Below are 18,963 nucleotides of genomic sequence, written 5' to 3'. Positions count from 1 at the left end.
TTTTCTTTTCAGTGGGCTTGTTCGGCGGCGAGGTTGTCCAGCAGCAGCTGGAAGGCCTGCACCGCGAGCTGGATGTCGTCGTTGGTGCTCGATTCGAGCGGGTTGTGGCTGATGCCCGAGTTGATGCCGCGCACGAAGAGCATGGCCTGTGGCATGACCTCGTGCAGCTTCATCGCGTCGTGGCCGGCGCCGCTGGGCATGCGAAAGAGCGGCACGCCGAGCGATTCGACGGCCTTTTCCCAGCGCTGCTGCCATGCGGGCGCGCTCGGCGCGGCGGCGGCGCGCATGGCTTCCTCGATGACGAAGCGCACGCCGCGCCGGTCGGCAATTTCCTGCAGCGCGGCCAGCACGTCGCGCACCACGGCGTCGCGCTGCGGATCGTTGGGCGCGCGGATGTCCAGGCTGAACTTGCAGCGTCCGGGCACCACGTTGATCGAGCCGCTGGGCACTTCGAGCATGCCCACGGTGGCGACGGAGTCGCCGTCCTTTGCCGCGCGCTGCTCGGCGAAGAGAATCAGTTCGGCCACTGCGGCGGCGGCATCGCGGCGCCGGCCCATCGGCGTGGTGCCGGCGTGGCTGGCCATGCCGATCATCTCGCCCACGTAGCGTACACCGCCGTTGATGGAGGTGACGATCCCAAGGGGGATGTCGAGCTCGGTCAGCACCGGGCCCTGCTCGATGTGCACCTCGACGAAGCCGAGGTAGCGGGCCGGGTCGCGCTGGATCTTGGGAATCTCGGCTTCATCGAGGCCGGCATGCCGCATGGCCTCGCGCATCGTGATGCCGTCGGCGTCCTTCTGGTCGAGCCAGCGCGGATCGAAATGGCCGATGAGCGCGCCCGATCCCAGGAAGGTGGCCTTGTAGCGCTGCCCTTCCTCTTCGGCAAAGCCCACCACCTCGAACGCGAACGGCAGGCGTCGGCCCTGGCGCTTGAGTTCGCGCACGCAGGCGATCGGCACGAAGATGCCCAGGCGGCCGTCGTACTTGCCGCCGTTGCGCACGGTGTCGTAGTGCGAGCCGGTGAGCAGCGCCTTCGCATCGGACGTGGTGCCTTCGTAGCGGCCGACCACGTTGCCGACCGCATCGATGTGCACCGAGTCGAAGCCGCAGTCGCGCATCAGGCCCGAGATCTGTGCGGCGCAGGCGCGGTGCGCATCGGTCAGGTAGGTGACGGTGAGCTGGCCCTTCTCGGCGTAGCCCGGGTCGGTGTGCACCGAGAGCGCTTCCTGCCAGTCCCAGACGTCGTTGCCAAGCGAGACGTCGGCGCCGAACTTGTCGTCGAGCCGGATCTCGGCGATGCGGTGGATGTTGCGCAGCGCCTCGCCAAGCTCGAAGTCCGGGTGATGGTGCAGCCGGCGCTCGAAGGTGTCGATGATCTCGCGCTTCGAAAGCCCGGTGCCGCGCGGCCCGCGCACCGCCAGGATGAACGGGAAGCCGAACTTCGCGTTGTAGTCGGCGTTGAGCTGCTGGATCTTCGCGAACTCTTCCGGCGTGCAGTCGGTGAGGCCGGCCTTGCCCTGCTCATGGGTCGACTCGGCCGTGAGCGTCTTGCTGACCATGGCCTTGCCCGCGAGCTCCGGGTGGGCGCGGATCAGGCCCAGCTTTTCGTCGGCCGAGGCAGCGGCCACCGCCTGCACGAGCGCATGCTTCAGGTGTGCGAGCGAGCGGAACGGGCGTGCCGCGAGCGCACGCTCGGCGATCCACGGCGAATGTTCGTAGGTGCCGTCGAGCAGCGCCAGGGCATCGCCCGGCGTTGCTGCGTTCAGTTGGTCGAGGGTCAGGCTCATGACGGGTCTCCGGTGGCGGCCGTTTCGAAGGGATGCGCCTGCTTCCAGTGGCGCGCGATGTCCACGCGCCGGCAGACCCACACGCCCTCGTGCTGGCCGATGTGATCGAGAAAGCGCTGCAGCGCGGTGATGCGGCCGGGCCGCCCGAGCAGGCGGCAGTGCATGCCGATGCTCATCATCTTGGGGCAGTTGTCGCCCTGAGGGTCGCCTTCGGCATAGAGCGCGTCGAAGCTGTCCTTCATGTACTGGAAGAACGGGTCGGCATGCGAGTAGCCCTGCGGCAGCGCAAAGCGCATGTCGTTGCAGTCGAGCGTGTAGGGCACGATGAGCTGCGGCACCACGGTGCCGTCGGTCTTCTGCACCTTCATCCAGAGCGGCAGGTCGTCGCCGTAGTAGTCGCTGTCGTACTCGAAGCCGCCGTAGTCGGCCACGAGGCGGCGCGTGCGCGGGCTGTCGCGGCCGGTGTACCAGCCCAGGGCGCGCTCGCCCGTGAGCTTTTCAATCGCCTCCATGCCCAGGCGCATGTGCTCGCGCTCGGTGGCTTCGTCGAGGTTCTGGTAGTGGATCCAGCGCCAGCCGTGGCAGGCGATCTCGTGGCCCAGCTCCTTGAAGGCCGCGGCCAGCTCGGGGTAGCGTGCCAGCGCCATGCCCACGCCGAACACGGTGAGCGGCAGGCCGCGCTTCTCGAACTCGCGCAGGATGCGCCAGACGCCGGCGCGCGAGCCGTATTCGTAGATGCCTTCCATGCTGATGTGCCGGTCCGGAAAGCTCGCCGGATTGAACATCTCGGAAAGGAACTGTTCGGAGCCCGCGTCGCCGTGCAGCGTGGCGTTCTCGCCGCCCTCTTCATAGTTGAGGACGAACTGCACCGCGATGCGCGCGCCGCCCGGCCATTGGGCGTGGGGCGGATTGCGGCCGTAGCCGACGAGGTCGCGCGGGTAGGGCAGGGTGGTGTCGTAGACGGTCATGGCGTGGATCAGGACAGCGCGAGAGAGATGTCGTTGGTGGGCACCTTGCGGTCGAACGTGAGGTTGGCCTCGACGTGCTCCAGGTGTTCGGTCATGAGGCGCACGGCGCGCTCCTCGTCGCGCGCGGCCAGCGCCTTCACGATGTCGGCGTGCTCGTCATTGGAGTGCTCGGCCGCGCTGGTGCTCTGGTACATGAGCGTGATGAGGGCGCAGCGCGAGATCAGCTCGCCGAGGATCTGCGCCAGCACCTGGTTGCCCATGAGTTCGGCCATGCGCACGTGGAAGTCGCCGAGCAGCTCGGTGCGCCCGGATATGTCCTCGCCCGACACGGCCGACTTTTCGAGCGCCACGTGCTCCTTGAGCGCCTTGATCTTGGCCGGCGTGACGGTGCGTACGAACTCGCGCGTCATCTCGGCCTCGAGCATGCGGCGCACCGCGAAAACCTGCCTGGCCTCGTCGACGGCCGGGGCCGCCACGAAGGCGCCGCGCGCGGGCTCCAGGCGAATGAGCTTGTTCTGCGACAGCTGGAACAGCGCCTGGCGCACCAGCGTGCGCGACACGCCGAAGTGGTCGGCCAGCTTCTGCTCGGCCAGCTTGGTGCCGGGCTGCAGCCGGTGGTCGACGATCGCCTTGGTGAGCGCGTCGACGATCGAACGGGTGGTGGAGGACTCCATGTTTTTCATGATAGACCCAAAGCCGGTAACTGTATACACTTTTGTCCACCGGAATTTCCCGCAGCAGATCGATCTTCGAAGGAGCGCCCCATGGGCTTGAGCACTCACGTACTGGACACGATGCACGGCGGCCCCGCGGCCGGCATGGAGGTGGCGCTGTACACCACCCAAGGCGACGCCGCCACGCTGGTGAAGCGCTTCACGCTGAATTCGGACGGCCGCAGCGACGCGCCGCTCTACGACAACCACTCGCTCGAGGTCGGCACCTACCGGCTGGTGTTCGACGTGGCGGGCTACTTCAGGGCGCGCGGCGTGAAGCTGCCCGAGCCCAACTTCCTGAACAAGGTGTCGCTGGACTTCGGCGTGGCGCACACCGACCAGCACTACCACGTGCCGCTGCTGGTGAGCCCGTGGAGCTACTCCACGTACCGCGGGTCCTGAGGTGTCAATTCCCCTGGGACTGCCCCTCGGTGAGGGTGTCGAGCTGGAAGCGTCCGCTCTTGTCCCACAGCCAGGTGTCGGTCCAGGTGACCGGGCCGAGGCGGGCGGCGGCGGGGAAGGGTGCAGCCTGCAGCACGGCGCGTTCGATCTCGGCGATGACCTCGGGCGCATGCTTGGGTGCGCGCATCCAGTGCATCGACACCACCTTGCCGCCGGCATCGAGATTCACCTGGAGCGTGCCCACGGCATAGAGCAGCGGCGGCAGCTGGCCGCCATAGATGCGCGAGCGGTTGATCTCGTAGATGTGGCGCGCGGCGTCGCGGCGGTAGTCGCGCGCGGTGGCCGCGTTCGACGCGCGCGGCGCGGGGCCGCTGGCGCTGCGGTCGGCGGTGGCCTTGCTGAGCTGGCCGGGCACCGAACCGGTGGTGCCGCATCCGGCGATCCAGAGGGCGCAGAGGGAAGAGGCCAGGAGGGCGAGGCGGCGCGGCGTAAGCTGACGGTTCATCGCCGGGTTTATACCGTGAGTCATCCGCACCCCCGCAACCGAAGGTATCGAGAATGAACGGCTTGGTCGATCAGCTGCTGGCGCGCCTGGCCCGCGAAGACGCGGTGCTGGTGCGCGTCGAATCCACGCAGGGCTCGGCGCCGCGCGAGGCGGGCACCTGGATGGCGGTGTGGGCCGAAGGGCTCACGGGCACCATCGGCGGCGGCCAGCTCGAATTCCAGGCCACGCAGGAAGCGCGCGAGCTGCTCGCGGGGCGGCGCGCCATCGACGGCATCGAACGCTATCCGCTCGGCCCGAGCCTGGGTCAGTGCTGCGGCGGCGTGGTGTTTCTGTCGTACCGCCGCATCACGGCGGCCGACGCGCCGGTGCTGCAGCGCGAGCTGGTCGGGCAGCTCCAGCCCGTGGCCCTGTTCGGCGGCGGCCACGTGGGCGCCGCGCTCGCGCGGCTGCTGGCGGGCCTGCCCTTTTTGGTGCGCTGGATCGACAGCCGCGACGGCGTGTTTCCCGATGCGCTGCCGGCGCAGATCGAGACCGAGCATTCCGAGCCCGTGCAGGACGCCGTGGCCGCGCTCGCGCCGGGCAGCCGCGTGCTGATCATGAGCTTCAGCCATGCCGAAGACCTCGACATCGTCATCGCCTGCCTCAAGCGCCTGCGCTCGCACGGCGACCTGCCCTACATCGGCCTGATCGGCAGCAAGACCAAGTGGGCCACCTTCAGCCACCGGCTCGAGGCACGGGGCTTCACGCCCGACGAACTCGCGCGCATCACCTGCCCGATCGGCGTGCCCGGCATCACCGGCAAGGAGCCCGAGGTGATCGCGGTGGCGGTGGCGGCACAGTTGTTGCAATCGCTGGGCTGAACAGGGTTTTCCCGACGGCGACGCCTTCAAAAAAGCATCCCGCCACTTGTCAAAACTGTATACACTTTCGGTCCACAACAAGCCGCAGCGGAGCGAGGCCCATTTTTTCATGGAGCCTGCGTTCGCGGCACTTTCTCTGCTTACAGCGCCCGCAGTGGTGAGCAGGCTGAAACCCCTTCGCGGCGACACGATGCGCCGCCAGGGTTGAGAGAGCACCACATGGAAAGCTATTACCTCGACTGGGCCAACCTGCTGCTGCGCTGGGTCCACGTCATCACCGCGATCGCCTGGATCGGCGCCTCCTTCTACTTCGTGATGCTGGACAACAGCCTCGAGAAGCCGCAAGACCCCGAGTCGCTCGACAAGGGCGTGGGCGGCGAGCAGTGGGCCGTGCACGGCGGCGGCTTCTACAACATGCAGAAGTACGCGCTGGCGCCCAAGAGGCTGCCGGACCACCTGCACTGGTCGTACTGGGAGAGCTACAGCACGTGGCTCACGGGCTTTGCGCTGTTCACCATGTCGTACCTGTGGAACGCGAGCACCTACCTGATCGACAAGTCGAAGATGGACTGGCAGCCCGGCGCCGCCATCGGCGTGGCACTGGCCTTCTTCGTGGTGTTCTGGATGGTCTACGACGGCATCTGCCAGATCTTCGGCCGCCGCAAGAACGGCGACACCATCGTGGGCGTGCTGATTGCGCTCTTCATCGTGTTCGCGACCTGGCTGGCCTGCCAGTGGTTCGCGGGCCGCGCGGCCTTTTTGCTGGTGGGCGCGATGATGGCCACCACGATGAGCGGCAACGTGTTCTTCTGGATCATTCCGGGCCAGCGCAAGAACGTGCAGGCCCTGCGCGAAGGCCGGCCGGTCGATCCGGTGCACGGCCAGCGCGGCAAGCAGCGCAGCGTGCACAACACCTACTTCACGCTGCCGGTGCTGTTTGCGATGCTGAGCAACCACTACAGCTTCACCTACACGCACAAGTACAACTGGATCGTGCTGCTGCTGATCATGCTCGGCGGCGCGGCCATCCGGCAGTTCTTCGTGGTGCGGCACCGCTTCAAGCTCGGCAACGCGGGCAACCCGCTGCCCTATGCGCTGATCGGCATCGTGGTGCTGGGGCTCACCATCGTCTGGATGAAGCCCGAACCGGCTGCGGCACCCGCGGCGGCCGCAGCGGCGCCTGCGGTGGCGTTCAAGGACGTGCAGAAGGTGCTCGAGCAGCGCTGCTTCATGTGCCACGGCGAGGCCGTGCAGATGAAGAACGTGCGCGTCGACACACCGGACCAGGTGGCGGCGCATGCGCAGGCCATCTACCAGCAGGTGGTGGTGACGAAGATCATGCCGATGAACAACGCGACCGGCATGACGGATGAAGAGCGCGCATTGATCGGCCGCTGGTTCCAGGCCGGCGCCAAGACGAACTGAGAAGATAGGCCGCGGTCAAGAGAGCGGCCCGCCGTTCGCCGCACAATTGCCGGATGGAGACAAAGCAAGCCATGACCGCCTCGAACCCTTCCTTCGGCCCCGCACCCGATCCGCGCGAAGCACCGCGCGCCTTCCTCGAACACCTCTACCGCGTGGCAGTGGACCGCGCGCTGCCGCTGTCCACGCTGGGCGCGCATCTGCCCAAGCCGCCCAAGGGCCGCACGCTGGTGCTGGGCGCCGGCAAGGCGGGCGGCTCGATGGTGCAGGCGCTCGAGGCCCTGTGGCCGGCCGACGCGCCGCTCTCGGGCCTGGTCGTCACGCGCTACGACCACATTCCGCCGCGCCCCGAGGGCGTGCCGCAGCGGATCGAGCTCGTCGAGGCCGCGCATCCGGTGCCCGATGCGGCCGGGCAGCAGGCGGCGGAACGCATCCTCGCGCTCACCCAGGGCCTCACGGCCGACGACCTCGTGCTGTGCCTGATCTCGGGCGGCGGTTCGTCGCTGCTGGTGCTGCCGGCCGAGGGCCTCACGCTGGCCGACAAGCAGCGCATCAACAAGCAACTGCTCGACAGCGGCGCCCACATCGGCGAAATGAACTGCGTGCGCAAGCACCTGTCGCGCATCAAGGGCGGCCGTCTTGCGGCGGCCTGCGCGCCGGCACGCGTGGTCACGCTCACCATCAGCGACGTGCCGGGCGACGACGCGGCCGTCATCGCGAGCGGCCCCACGGTGCCCGATGCCACCACCTGCGCCGACGCGCTGGCCATCCTCGACCGCTACGGCATCGAGGTGCCGGCGCCGGTGCGCGCGCAGCTCGAGAGCGGCGAGCTCGAAACCCCGAAGCCCGACGACGCGGTCTTCGCGGGCCATGAAGTCCACCTGATCGCCACGCCCCAGCAGTCGCTCGAAGCCGCGGCCAAGGCGGCGCGCGCGGCAGGCATCGAAGCGCACATCCTCAGCGACGAGATCGAAGGCGAATCGCGCGAGGTCGGCAAGGTGCATGCCGCGCTGGCACGCGCCGTGGCGCACCGCAGCCAGCCGTTTGCGCGGCCCTGCGTGATTCTTTCGGGCGGCGAGACCACCGTCACCATCCGCCCGCGCCAGCCGGGCCAGGCCAAGGGCCGGGGAGGGCGGGCCGGCGAGCTGTGCATGGGCCTGGCCGGCGCGCTCATGGGCCAGCCGCAGGTCTGGGCGCTGGCCGCCGACACCGACGGCATCGACGGCGTGGAAGACAACGCCGGCGCCTTCGTCGCGCCCGACACGCTGGCGCGCGCCGCCGCGGCCGGCAGGAAGCTGTCGGACCACCTCGACCGCAACGACGCCTACGGTTACTTCGACGCCATCGGCGACCTGTTCGTGACCGGCCCCACCAACACCAACGTGAACGACTTCCGGGCGCTGCTGATCCTGTAGCGGCTGCGGCGGTAAGAAGGGGCCGGCTTCCCGGCTCCGGCGGGCTTTGCGAACTCGGGTTAATCTATGCACCCGGCGGCAATTTGCCGCCGCTGTCGCAAGCGCACCTTCCGGGTGCCGCGCCGCGCACCCAGATTTCCCCTTTTCATCATCCAGTCCTCGAAGGAAAAGTTCGCCATGACCGCCACCTACACCGACACCCGCCTGCTGATCGACAACGAATGGGTCGACGCCACCGGCGGCAAGACGCTGGACGTCGTGAACCCGGCCACCGGCAAGGCCATCGGCAAGGTGGCGCATGCCAGCATCGCCGACCTCGACCGCGCCCTGGCCGCCGCCCAGCGCGGCTTCGAAACCTGGCGCAACACGCCCGCCAACGAGCGCGCCGCCGTCATGCGCCGCGCCGCCGGCCTGATCCGCGAACGCGCCCCTGAAATTGCCAGGCTGCTCACGCAGGAGCAGGGCAAGCCGCTGGCCGAAGCCAAGGGCGAGACGCTGGCCGCCGCCGACATCATCGAATGGTTCGCCGACGAAGGCCGCCGTGTCTACGGCCGCATCGTGCCCTCGCGCAACCTGGCCGCGCAGCAGCTGGTGATCAAGGAGCCGCTCGGCCCGGTCGCGGCGTTCACGCCGTGGAACTTCCCCATCAACCAGATCGTGCGCAAGCTCGGCGCCGCGCTGGCCACCGGCTGCTCGTTCCTGGTGAAGGCGCCGGAAGAAACCCCGGCCTCGCCCGCCGCGCTGCTGCAGGCCTTCGTCGATGCCGGCATTCCGCCCGGCACCGTGGGCCTGGTGTTCGGCAACCCGGCCGAAATCTCGAACTACCTGATCTCGCATCCGATCATCCGCAAGGTCACCTTCACCGGTTCCACGCCGGTCGGCAAGCAGCTGGCCGCGCTGGCCGGCTCGCACATGAAGCGCGTTACCATGGAGCTGGGCGGCCACGCACCGGTCATCGTGGCCGAGGACGCCGACGTGGCACTGGCCGTGAAGGCTGCGGGCGCCGCCAAGTTCCGCAACGCGGGCCAGGTCTGCATTTCGCCGACCCGCTTCCTGGTGCACAACAGCCTGCGCGAGGAATTCGCCCGCACGCTGGTCAAGTACACCGAAGGCCTGAAGCTCGGCGACGGCCTGGCCGAAGGCACGACCCTTGGCCCGCTCGCCAATGCGCGCCGCCTCACGGCCATGGCCCACGTGCTGGAAGATGCGCGCAAGAAGGGCGCCACCGTGGCGGCCGGCGGGGAACGCGTCGGCGACACCGGCAACTTCTTCGCGCCCACCGTGCTGACCGATGTGCCGCTCGATGCCGACGTGTTCAACAACGAGCCCTTCGGCCCGATCGCGGCGATCCGCGGCTTCGACACGCTGGAAGAAGCCATCGCCGAAGCCAACCGCCTGCCGTTCGGCCTGGCCGGCTACGCCTTCACCAAGTCGATCAAGAACGCGCACCTGCTGAGCCAGAAGCTCGAGCTCGGCATGCTGTGGATCAACCAGCCCGCCGCGCCATCGCCCGAAATGCCCTTCGGCGGCGTGAAGGATTCGGGCTACGGCTCGGAAGGCGGCCCGGAGGCGCTCGAGGCCTACCTGAACACCAAGGCTGTTTCGATCATGAGCGTCTGAGCGGCCGTTCGAACTGCTCCGGCTCTTTGCAAAAAACGGCATCGCTTCGCGGCGGTGCCGTTTTTTTATGCGCTTGTTTCGGGGTGCGCTCCCGCCGACGGGGGACGTTCGCGGAGGGGAGTACCCGGTGGCCTGGGCACGCGCCCCGAACAAGAGCGCCAAGAACAAAGCGCCCAAAACAAAACATCACTGCCACCCAAACCGCCGCGCATACCACCCCTTGACCGCCTGCGTGAGCGTTGCATACCCCGCCAGCATCGCGGCCAGCCAGGGAAAGTAGGCCAGCGGAAGCGCCTGCAGCCTGAAGTAGTGCGCGAGCCGCCCCATCGGCAGCCAGATGCCCGCCGCGGCAATGGCTGCGCCCATCGCCAGCAGCGGCCAGGCCGCGCGGCTTTGCAGGAAAGGGATCTTGCGCGTGCGGATCAGGTGCACGACCAGCGTCTGCGACAGCAGCCCCTCCACGAACCAGCCCGACTGGAACAGCGCCTGGTGCGCCACCGTGTTGGCCGAGAACGCGAACCACATCACGGCATACGTCAGGATGTCGAACACCGAGCTCAGCGGTCCGAAGAACAGCATGAAGCGGCCCAGGTCGGCCGGGTTCCAGCTCTGCGGTTTGCGCAGGAACTCGGCGTCCACGTTGTCGAACGGAATCGCGATCTGCGACACGTCGTACAGCAGGTTCTGCACCAGCAGATGCAGCGGCAGCATCGGCAGGAAGGGCAGGAACGCGCTCGCCACCAGCACCGAGAACACGTTGCCGAAATTCGAGCTCGCCGTGAGCTTGATGTACTTCAGCATGTTGGCAAAGGTGCGGCGCCCTTCCACCACACCCTGCTCCAGCACCATGAGGCTCTTCTCGAGCAGGATGATGTCGGCCGATTCCTTGGCCACGTCCACCGCGCCGTCCACCGAAATGCCGATGTCGGCCGCACGCAGCGCAGGCGCATCGTTGATGCCGTCGCCCATGAAGCCCACCACATGCCCGTTCGCATGCAGCGCACGCACGATGCGCTCCTTGTGCGCGGGCGTGAGCTTGGCGAACACCTGGTGCCGCTCGACCAGCGCGCGCAGGCCGGCGTCGTCCAGTTCCTCGATCTCGCGGCCCGGCACCACGCAGCCGGCCTCGATGCCCACGTCGGCGCAGACCTTGCGCGCCACCAGTTCGTTGTCGCCCGTCAGCACCTTGACCGCCACGCCGTGCGCGGCCAGTGCGCGCAGCGCGGGCGCGGTCGATTCCTTCGGCGGATCGAGAAAGGCGACATAGCCCAGCAGCGTGAGCGCCGTTTCGTCGGCCACGCCGTAGGCCACCTGGGCCTGCCGCTGCGCCCCGGCGGCCAGCACCCGACTGGCCACGGCCACCACGCGCAGTCCCTGGGTGTTGAGCTCCGACGCGATGCCGTGGATGCGCGCGAGCAGGCCGGCGTCGAGCGGCAGCACCTCGTCGCCGCGTTCGACCGAACTGCAGACCGAGAGGATCTCTTCCAGCGCGCCCTTGCAGACCAGCAGGTGCTCGCTGCCGCCGTTCTCGACCACCACCGACATGCGGCGGCGCGCGAAGTCGAAGGGCACTTCGTCGATCTTGCGCCAGGCCGTCTGCAGCCGCGTTTCCAGCTGCGTCTCGGCATGGCTCAGCACGGCCTTGTCGAGCAGGTTCTTCAGGCCCGTCTGGTGGAAGCTGTTCAGGTAGGCCATCTGCAGCACATGGTCCGAGGCTTCGCCCCAGGCGTTGGTGTGGCGCTCCAGCACGATGCGGTCCTGCGTCAGCGTGCCGGTCTTGTCGGTGCACAGCACGTCCATGGCGCCGAAGTTGTGGATGGCTTCGAGGCGCTTCACGATCACCTTCTGCCGCGACATCACGACCGCGCCCTTGGCCAGCGTGGCAGTCACGATCATCGGCAGCATCTCGGGCGTGAGACCCACCGCGATCGACAGCGCGAACAGCGCCGCCTCCCACCAGTCGCCCTTGGCCACGCCGTTGATCACCAGTACCAGCGGCGCCATCACCAGCATGAAGCGGATCAGCACCCAGCTCATGCGGTTGATGCCGGCCTGGAACGCGCTGGTGTCCTGGTCGGCGGCGGTCACGCGCTGTGCCAGCGCACCGAAGAAGGTGCGGTTGCCCGTGTGCACGATGAGCGCGGTGGCGGTGCCGCTGACCACGCTGGTGCCCATGAAGAGCAGGTTCTCGCGCTCGAGCACGCCGGCTTCGGGGCCGCCGTGGTCGGTGGTGAATTTCTCCACGGGCATCGCCTCGCCCGTCAGCGCCGACTGGCTGATGAACAGGTCCTTGGCGGCGAGCAGCCGGCAGTCGGCCGGGATCATGTCGCCGGCCGAGAGCGCGATCACGTCGCCCGGCACCAGCTCGCGCATCGGCACTTCGATGCGCAGCGCGTTCGCAGCGCCGGGCACGGGCCGCAGTACGGTGGCCGTGTTGCTCACCATGGCCTTGAGCCGCTCGGCCGCCTTGCTGGAGCGCGACTCCTGCAGGAAGCGCAGCACGGTCGACAGCACCACCATGCTGCCGATCACGAGCGCGGCCTTCATGTCCTCGGTGACGTAGGAGACCAGCGCCAGCACCGTCAGCAGCAGGTTGAAAGGGTTGCGGTAGCACTGCCACAGGTGCGTCCACCATGGCGGCGGCTGATCGTGGCGAACCTCGTTGCTGCCGAACTGCTTGCGCAGCGCCTGCGCCTGGCCTTCGTCCAGGCCTTGCGGCGAGCTGTGGAGTCCGAGGAGCATCTGGCCGGCATCGGTGCGCGATGCGGCCTGCAGTGCCTTCGAGATGTCTGGGGAGGTGCCGGCGGGGGCGATGCGCGGCCGTGCGGCGCGCGGCGGGTGTTCGCGGCGGATCATGGTTCTTCTCCTTCGGGCGCGGGCCGCGAAGGAGGGAACCGGCCGACTCGGTCAATCAGCGGGCGGGAGTCCTCCGCGGCGCGGCGCGCCGGGTCGTGATGAAAGCAAATGGCATCGAATCAAGAAAAGAGCGGGGCGCGCTGCGGCGCAAGCGAGGGGCTGGGTCCATGGTGGCCTCCTGCGATGAAGATGATGCGGTTGCGGTTCTGCGCGGTGGCTGGCTCAGCGCTGCTTCGGACCGGCGTTCCGGTCGAGCAGCAGGAGGAAGCTGCGGATGCGCCGCGTGGTCCAGAGCGCGGCGGCCTGGTCCAGCGTCTCGTCGATGGCCGCCGGTGCGGCGGCCGCATGGCCTGGCGCATGCGCCGAGGCGCCGCGAACGCGCGGCTGCGCCTGCGGCGACGATGGCTGCTGCTGTTGTTGCCGTTGCTGGCAGGAATGAAACTGACGCATGACAAGGCTCCTTCGCAAGGAAGGGCCTCGTGGCATGAGACCACGCAAGCTGACTGAAAAAGTCAGCGACGAAAACAACGGGATCTGGAAGGGGGAGAGCCGCTTGCCGAAGGAGGCAAGGGGGTCGCACGCTGCGGGCACACAGGCCGCGGCGCGCAAGAAGCCTGCGCTACGGAGCCGGGTGTGTCACGCCTGCCAAAGCACGCGTCTTGTCACTGATCCAACTGGCACTGTCCACGCACGAGGCTCCGAAGTAAAGATATGGGATTGTTGCACCGCGTCATGAGTGCCGTCAACCCATTGGCTCGGCACTGCGCAGGGCTATCGCGCCGCGCTGCAGCGCGGCCGCAAGGGGGCCGCCGCGAAGCTCAGTAGCACTGGAACAGGACGCCGGATTCCGCGGGCGCCTTGCCGACCCAGCGCGGCGTCTGGCCCTTGGCGCTGCAATGGTCGGTGGCCTGCGTGTACGTGGGCGCGCGCAGCACGCCCTCGCGGAAGGGCACCACCTGGTTGGGAGGTACGGAGCAGCCGGTGGCGAGCAAAGCGAGCGGAAGAAGAGTGCGCCAGTTCATCGGGCCATTCTAAGACGCGGCCTGGTGTGAACAGGCCCTAGTCGCAGAGCGCGCGGATCGCGGGCGGAATCGGCACCGCGCGGATGCCGCCGCCTTCGCGCTTCGCCGCGAAGATGCGCACCTCCTCGCATTCGAGGATCAGTTCGTCGCCGCGTGTCACGCGGTAGGTCTGCACGAAGCTCTTGTCGCGCCACTCGGTGATGCGCACCGCGATCTGCAGCGTGTCGCCGTAGCTCGCGGCCTTGACGAAGCGCGTGTGCGTGTCGACCAGCGGCGTGCCGATCACGCCCAGCGTCTGCGCCGTTTCTTCCCAGCGCGGCACGCCGCATTCCGCGAAGAAGTGGCGCGAGGCCGCATCGATCCAGCGGAAGAAGTTGGGAAACCAGACAATGCCGGCCGGATCGCAGTCGCCGAACTCGACGCGCGCGGTGTAGGTGATCTCTTTGCTGTTGCTGCTCATCGGTTCATTCTCGCCGTCGGCGGCCACGGGGCGATGCGCGCGCTCAATCCGCAACGATCTTGCGGTCGCGGATCAGCGCGCCGAAGCGCTGCGAATCGGCCGCCGCGCGCCGCTGGAATTCGGCCGGCGAGCCCGGCAGCGCTTCGCCGCCGAGCGAGGCGATGCGTTCCTTCACAGCCGGCAGTGCGAGCGCGCGGTTGATCTGCGCATTGAGCAGCGCCACCACTTCAGGCGGCGTGCCTGCGGGCGCGTAGAAGCCGAACACGGTGTCGGCGTCGAAGCCGCGCAGTCCGGCCTCGTCGAGCGTGGGCACGTCGGGGAACTGCGGCGAGCGCTGCGGGCTGCCCACCGCCAGCAGCCTGAGCTTGCCGGCGCGCACCTGCTGCAGGCCGATGCCCGGGTCGAACGCATAGTCGATCTGGCCCGCCAGCAGGTCCTGCAGCGCGGGCGCCGCGCCGCGGTAGGGCACGTGCAGCGCGAAGACGCCGGCCTGGCTCTTGAACATCTCGCCGGCCAGGTGCGGCGAACTGCCGTTGCCCGGCGAGCCATACGACAGCTTGCCCGGGTTGGCCTTGAGGTACGCGATGAACTCGCGCACATTGGTGGGCGGCAGCGCCGGCCTGGCCACCAGGAACACCAGCACGCGCGCGGCCGCGGCCACCGGCACCAGGTCCTTCGCGGGATCGAAGCTCATGCGCGAATACAGGTGCGGGTTGACCGACACCATGCCGCCCGAACTCATGAGCAGCGTGTAGCCGTCGGCCGGTGCGCGCGCCACCGCCTCGCCGCCGACGTTGCCGTTGGCACCCGCGCGGTTCTCGATCACCACCGGTTGCTTGAGCGCCTCCTGCAGCGGCTGCGAGACGGCGCGCGCGATCTGGTCGGCGGCGCCGCCGGGCGGAAAGTTGACGACCACCTTGATCGGCTTGGCGGGCCATGTGTCGGCATGCGCCTGTGCGTGCGCGAAGGCCAGCAGCGCGCAGGCGGCGGTGAACAGCAGGCGTCGCCGCCAAGGAAGGGCGTGGTGGGGCATGGGTGGTGTCTCCTGGGTTGTTATGGAATCGGAATCAGGCGGTGGTGGACGGCGGCCGTTTCATCCAGCGGATGGCCTGCGCCTGCACCGGCCGCGGCGCGGCGCCATGGCGCACCAGCGCGGCGTCGAGCGCCTTGCCGCCCTCGTCGGCCAGGGCTGCTTCGCGCGCCGCGGCGATTGCCTTGGCACGCGCCGGCGCCGGCAGCGTTGCCCGGCCCGCGAGTTCGCCGATCATGTGCAGCAGGTTGTGCTTGCCGCGCTCGTTGGTGCTGCCGTAGCCCTTGATGAGCCGGCCGCACAGCGCGAGCTCGCGGCCCAGCGCCCAGGCCTCGCGCGTTCCGGCCTCGACCGCCGCGAGCCAGCGTTCGATCAGTGCCTGTTCCTCGGCGAAGCGCTGGCCGCGGCGGCGCAGCCACTTCAGCGATGACAAGAGGCGCAGCGAGGCCATGCCGAGCACCGAGTGGCTGCCCACCTTGAGCGGCAGCGCCCATGGCTCCCGGCCGCGCGCCTGCCGGCCGCGGTCCCACGCGGTGACGCGGCGTGCCAGGCCCGGCGGCAGCAGCGCGGCGAACTCGGCCGCGCCGGGCTTGAAGTGGTCATAGACCTTCACGATGTCTTCGTCGGCCGCGCGCACTTCCTGCCGCACGCGCTGCGCACGGCTCGCACGGCCTTTCAATGCGGCCACGCGCACGATGTCGTCGAAAGCCATCCACAGCGCGAGCCAGCGCGCCGTCTCGCGGGTGATGGCGAAGCCCTGCGCGCCGGCCGGGTCGGCGGCGCGCTCGGCATCGAGCACCCGGCCCAGCCGCCCGGCGTAGAGCGCGGCGTAGGCGGCGTCCTGGTAGTCGAGCACGCGCGCATGGCCGAGCGCGAGCATGTCGTGCACGGCGGGCGGAAAGCGCCGCGCCAGTTCGTCCGGCAAGGCGCGCGGCGGTGGCGGCGCGTCGCGGGTGTCGGCGGCCAGCACGCTGCTCACGAAAGCAGCCTGAGCGCGCGGCGTGCCCACGGCCTCGAAGCCCGCCGCAAAGCCGCGCAGGCTGGCGGCGGCCGTCTTGCCGAGCTTCTCGGATGCGTGGGCGTCGCCGCCGCGCACCACCTGCTCACAGGCCTCGCGCGGAAACGGAAACAGGCCGCTGCCCGCGATGGCGCCGAGCATCACCGCGCTGACCACCGTGCCGGTCTCGCGTGCCACGGCATTCATGTCGAACACATGGTGTTCGCGGCTGAAGGCCTTGACCACGTCGAGCAGCTGCTGCGCGTCGGCGCGGCCGTCGCCGGGCTGCATGCGCTCGGCGGTGGTGAAGATGCGCGCCGACGAGCTGATGACCAGCGTGCGCAGCGGCGCGCTCATGCCGTTGCCGATCTGGCGCGCGGTCTCGAGCAGCTCCGACGACACGATGGCGTCGAGCGCGCCCGGCACCGGGCTCAGGCTGAACACCGGGCGCCGGCCGGCCAGCTGCGCGAGCGGCACCGGGAACACCTCGATGTAGTAGGTGGTGGCGCCGGTGCGCTGCGCCACGCCAGGGATCGACGTGCTCTGCGCGGCGTAGCCGGCGTGGCGGGCGATCTCGACCAGCCATTCGGTGAGCACGCCGCCGCCTTCGCCGCCAAGGGCGCAGACGAGCAGGGAGATGGGGCGGTTCTGTTCCATGTCGTCTCTCATGCGGGTTGCAGCACGCGCACCATGGCGCCGCGCAGCGCGTGCAGCAGGCGTTCGTGCCACTTCGGGTTCTGCACCACCTCGGCGCGGTAGAAGCTCGGGCACAGCGTGGCCGCATGCGCGTTCTCGCCGCACAGGCCGCAGCCCACGCAGCCGTCGATCACGGTGGCGACGGGGTCGACCTTGAGCGGGTCGGGGTTGTCCTTGAGCGTGAGCGTGGGGCAGCCCGACAGGCGGATGCAGGCGTGGTCGCCGTTGCACACGTCTTCGTCGACGCCGTACTTCACGCGCACCACGCGCTCGCCCTTCTTGAGCAGGCCGGCGATCCAGGGCTTGATGCGGCGCTGCCGCTCGAGCTGGCATTCGCCCTCGGCAATCACCACCTTCAGGCCGTTGAAGTCGCTGGTGAGCGCTTCGGTCAGGGTCTTGCGCATGCGTTCCACGTCGTAGGTGGTCACGGTGCGCATCCACTTCACGCCCAGGCCCGTGAGCGTGGCCTCGATGGTCTGGTTCTTGTCGACCAGGCTCTGCTGCTTGTCGACGGCGCGTTCCTTCATCTCGTCGTCGGGCGTGGAGATGATGTCCTGCGTGCCGGTGGCCGAGGTGTAGCCGTTCTTGAAGATCAGGAGCACCGCGTCGTCGCCGTTGAAGAGCGCGCTCTGCACGCCCGTGAGCAGCCCGTTGTGCCAGAAGCCGCCGTCGCCCATGATCGACAGCGTGCGGCGGTTCATCATGGGCGCCACGCCCGCGCGGCTTGCCAGGCTCATGCCGTAGCCGAGGATCGAATGCCCCATCGAGAAGGGCTCGAAGGTGCCGAAGGCATGGCAGCCGATGTCGGCCGCGATGTGCACCGGCCCGGTCTCCTGCTGCGCGAGCTTGAGGGCCGAGAACACCGGGCGCTCTGGGCAGCCGATGCAGAAGCTCGGCGGCCGGTTGGGCAGCAGCGTTTCGAGCTGGCGCGCCACCGCCTCGCGGCGTTCGCGGTTGCCGGCCAGCCAGGCCTTTGCGGAAGACGAAGCCTCGCTGCTTTCGATGTACTTCGCGGCGAACGTGCCAAGGCCGCCTGCGAGCACCTCGACGCCGTATTCGCCGGCTGCGGGCAGCATGTCCTTGCCGTGCAGCGGCGTCTGGATGTCGCGCCGGCGCAGCAGGGTGGCGATGTCCTGCTCGATGTATTCGGGCTGGCCTTCTTCCACCACCAGCACGGCGCGCTTGCCAACGCAGAAGTCGGCCACCTGCTCGGGCACCAGCGGGTAGGTCACGTTGAGCACCAGGATCGGGATGTCCGTCTCGCCGAAGGCGTCGGCCAGGCCCTGCTGCTGCAGGCTGCGGATGAGCGCGTTGTAGAGCCCGCCCTGCACCACGATGCCGAGATCGGCATGCCGGCCGCCCGGAATCAGCTCGTTGAGCCCGTGCTCCACGATGTAGCGCCGCGCGGCCGGAATGCGCTCGTCGCCCTTGAGCTTCTCGTGGCGGAAGGTGACGGGCGGATGCGCGAGCCGCATGTAGTCGAAGCCCGCGGGCTCGCTCATCAGCGCGCGGGTCGACACGGCGGGCGCGATGTTGTCCCTGCACTCGAAGCTGCCGCGCACGTGGCAGGTGCGGATGCGCAGCTCCATCAGGCAGGGCATGTTCGAGGTCTCGGACAGGCGAAAGCCTTCTTCCACCATGCGCACCATCACGCCCAGGTCGGGCCGCGGATCGAGCAGGCACATGCTCGACTTGAGCGCATAGGCGTGCGTGCGCTCCTGGATCACGCTGGCGCCTTCGCCGTAGTCCTCGCCCACCACCACCAGCACGCCGCCGGTCACGCCGGGCGACGACAGGTTGGAAAGCGCATCGGCCGCCACGTTGGTGCCGACTATCGACTTCCAGGTGACGGCGCCGCGCAGCGGGTAATGGATGGAGGCGCCGAGCATGGCCGCGGCCGAGGCTTCGTTGGAGCAGGCCTCCACATGCACGCCGAGTTCGTCCATGTAGGCCTTGCCCTGCACCATCACGTCGAGCAGGTGCGACACCGGCGCGCCCTGGTAGCCGCCCACGTAGGCCACGCCCGACTGCAGCAGGCCCTTGGTGATTGCGAGGATGCCCTCGCCGTGGAACGTGTCGCCGGCGCCCAGGCGCAGCATCTCCACTTCCTTGCTGAATGAAACTTCCAAGAGATTCGACTCCGTTGATGGGTGGGTTGAGATGGCGACGGTGCGCAGCGGCAAGCGCTCCGCCCGCGCCGCGCTTCGCCG

General features: G+C 68.8%; 16 protein-coding genes. 5 read left to right on the top strand and 11 right to left on the bottom strand.

All coding sequences use genetic code 11. The features are described from left to right. Nucleotides 1–8: 8 nt before the first annotated feature. Genes uraD through EJO66_RS04185 form a run of 3 tightly spaced genes read right to left on the bottom strand, consistent with a single transcriptional unit; the run spans nt 9 to nt 3,429 of the window. On the bottom strand, nt 9–1,787 hold the full coding sequence (gene uraD, locus EJO66_RS04195) for a 2-oxo-4-hydroxy-4-carboxy-5-ureidoimidazoline decarboxylase (RefSeq protein WP_125964705.1): 1,779 nt from the start codon (nt 1,785–1,787) through the stop codon (nt 9–11). Beyond that, nucleotides 1,784–2,755 carry an allantoinase PuuE gene (puuE, locus tag EJO66_RS04190; protein ID WP_125964704.1) on the bottom strand — a complete coding sequence of 324 codons (972 nt, stop codon included), beginning with the start codon at nt 2,753–2,755 and terminating at the stop codon, nt 1,784–1,786. Before puuE ends, uraD begins: the two co-directional genes overlap by 4 nt. 8 nt (nt 2,756–2,763) lie before the next feature. Continuing rightward, nucleotides 2,764–3,429 carry a GntR family transcriptional regulator gene (locus EJO66_RS04185; RefSeq protein WP_230537845.1) on the bottom strand — a complete coding sequence of 222 codons (666 nt, stop codon included), beginning with the start codon at nt 3,427–3,429 and terminating at the stop codon, nt 2,764–2,766. 90 nt (nt 3,430–3,519) lie between these two features. Between EJO66_RS04185 and uraH the strand changes: the two genes are divergently transcribed. After that, a complete protein-coding gene (uraH, locus tag EJO66_RS04180; protein WP_124956334.1) occupies nt 3,520–3,870 on the top strand; it encodes a hydroxyisourate hydrolase in 351 nt (116 codons plus the stop codon). Between the two features lie 4 nt (nt 3,871–3,874). Here uraH and EJO66_RS04175 read toward each other — a convergent pair whose 3' ends face one another. Continuing rightward, nucleotides 3,875–4,375 carry a hypothetical protein gene (locus EJO66_RS04175; RefSeq protein WP_206168832.1) on the bottom strand — a complete coding sequence of 167 codons (501 nt, stop codon included), beginning with the start codon at nt 4,373–4,375 and terminating at the stop codon, nt 3,875–3,877. 53 nt (nt 4,376–4,428) lie between these two features. Between EJO66_RS04175 and xdhC the strand changes: the two genes are divergently transcribed. From xdhC to EJO66_RS04155, 4 genes are all read left to right on the top strand, one after another. Further along, the gene (gene xdhC, locus EJO66_RS04170) at nt 4,429–5,235 is read left to right on the top strand and encodes a xanthine dehydrogenase accessory protein XdhC (protein ID WP_125964702.1); all 807 of its coding nucleotides are present in this window, start codon (nt 4,429–4,431) and stop codon (nt 5,233–5,235) included. Between the two features lie 219 nt (nt 5,236–5,454). Beyond that, nucleotides 5,455–6,660 (top strand): urate hydroxylase PuuD, encoded by a 1,206-nt coding sequence (locus EJO66_RS04165; RefSeq protein ID WP_124956329.1) that lies wholly within the window; start codon nt 5,455–5,457, stop codon nt 6,658–6,660. 71 nt (nt 6,661–6,731) lie between these two features. Then, nucleotides 6,732–8,072: a glycerate kinase type-2 family protein gene (locus EJO66_RS04160; protein WP_124956327.1), complete on the top strand. Its 1,341-nt coding sequence runs from the start codon at nt 6,732–6,734 to the stop codon at nt 8,070–8,072. A 177-nt stretch (nt 8,073–8,249) separates the two neighbouring features. Next, complete coding sequence (locus EJO66_RS04155; protein ID WP_124956325.1) at nt 8,250–9,692, top strand: NAD-dependent succinate-semialdehyde dehydrogenase; 1,443 nt, start codon at nt 8,250–8,252, stop codon at nt 9,690–9,692. Between the two features lie 186 nt (nt 9,693–9,878). Here the strand turns inward: EJO66_RS04155 and mgtA are convergent, their stop codons facing one another. The 7 genes from mgtA to EJO66_RS04120 all read right to left on the bottom strand — a co-directional run bounded on the left by mgtA (nt 9,879) and on the right by EJO66_RS04120 (nt 18,882). After that, a complete protein-coding gene (gene mgtA / locus EJO66_RS04150; protein WP_125964701.1) occupies nt 9,879–12,548 on the bottom strand; it encodes a magnesium-translocating P-type ATPase in 2,670 nt (889 codons plus the stop codon). 222 nt (nt 12,549–12,770) lie between these two features. Next, the gene (locus EJO66_RS04145; protein ID WP_124956321.1) at nt 12,771–12,998 is read right to left on the bottom strand and encodes a hypothetical protein; all 228 of its coding nucleotides are present in this window, start codon (nt 12,996–12,998) and stop codon (nt 12,771–12,773) included. 368 nt (nt 12,999–13,366) lie between these two features. Beyond that, nucleotides 13,367–13,570 (bottom strand): hypothetical protein, encoded by a 204-nt coding sequence (locus EJO66_RS04140; RefSeq protein ID WP_124956319.1) that lies wholly within the window; start codon nt 13,568–13,570, stop codon nt 13,367–13,369. Between the two features lie 37 nt (nt 13,571–13,607). After that, entirely contained in the window at nt 13,608–14,030 is a 423-nt protein-coding gene (locus EJO66_RS04135; protein ID WP_124956317.1) for an acyl-CoA thioesterase, read from the bottom strand. Nucleotides 14,031–14,073: 43 nt separating this feature from the next. Then, nucleotides 14,074–15,063: a Bug family tripartite tricarboxylate transporter substrate binding protein gene (locus EJO66_RS04130; RefSeq protein ID WP_124956315.1), complete on the bottom strand. Its 990-nt coding sequence runs from the start codon at nt 15,061–15,063 to the stop codon at nt 14,074–14,076. A 34-nt stretch (nt 15,064–15,097) separates the two neighbouring features. Further along, the gene (locus EJO66_RS04125; RefSeq protein ID WP_125964700.1) at nt 15,098–16,714 is read right to left on the bottom strand and encodes an indolepyruvate oxidoreductase subunit beta family protein; all 1,617 of its coding nucleotides are present in this window, start codon (nt 16,712–16,714) and stop codon (nt 15,098–15,100) included. An 8-nt stretch (nt 16,715–16,722) separates the two neighbouring features. Further along, the gene (locus tag EJO66_RS04120; protein WP_125964698.1) at nt 16,723–18,882 is read right to left on the bottom strand and encodes a thiamine pyrophosphate-dependent enzyme; all 2,160 of its coding nucleotides are present in this window, start codon (nt 18,880–18,882) and stop codon (nt 16,723–16,725) included. Between the last annotated feature and the right edge of the window lie 81 nt (nt 18,883–18,963).

Source organism: Variovorax beijingensis (assembly GCF_003951285.1).
In the GTDB taxonomy this organism is placed as follows: domain Bacteria; phylum Pseudomonadota; class Gammaproteobacteria; order Burkholderiales; family Burkholderiaceae_C; genus Variovorax; species Variovorax beijingensis.
Note: the sequence above shows the minus strand (reverse complement) of the source record. Positions and strands in the feature narration are given on the sequence as shown.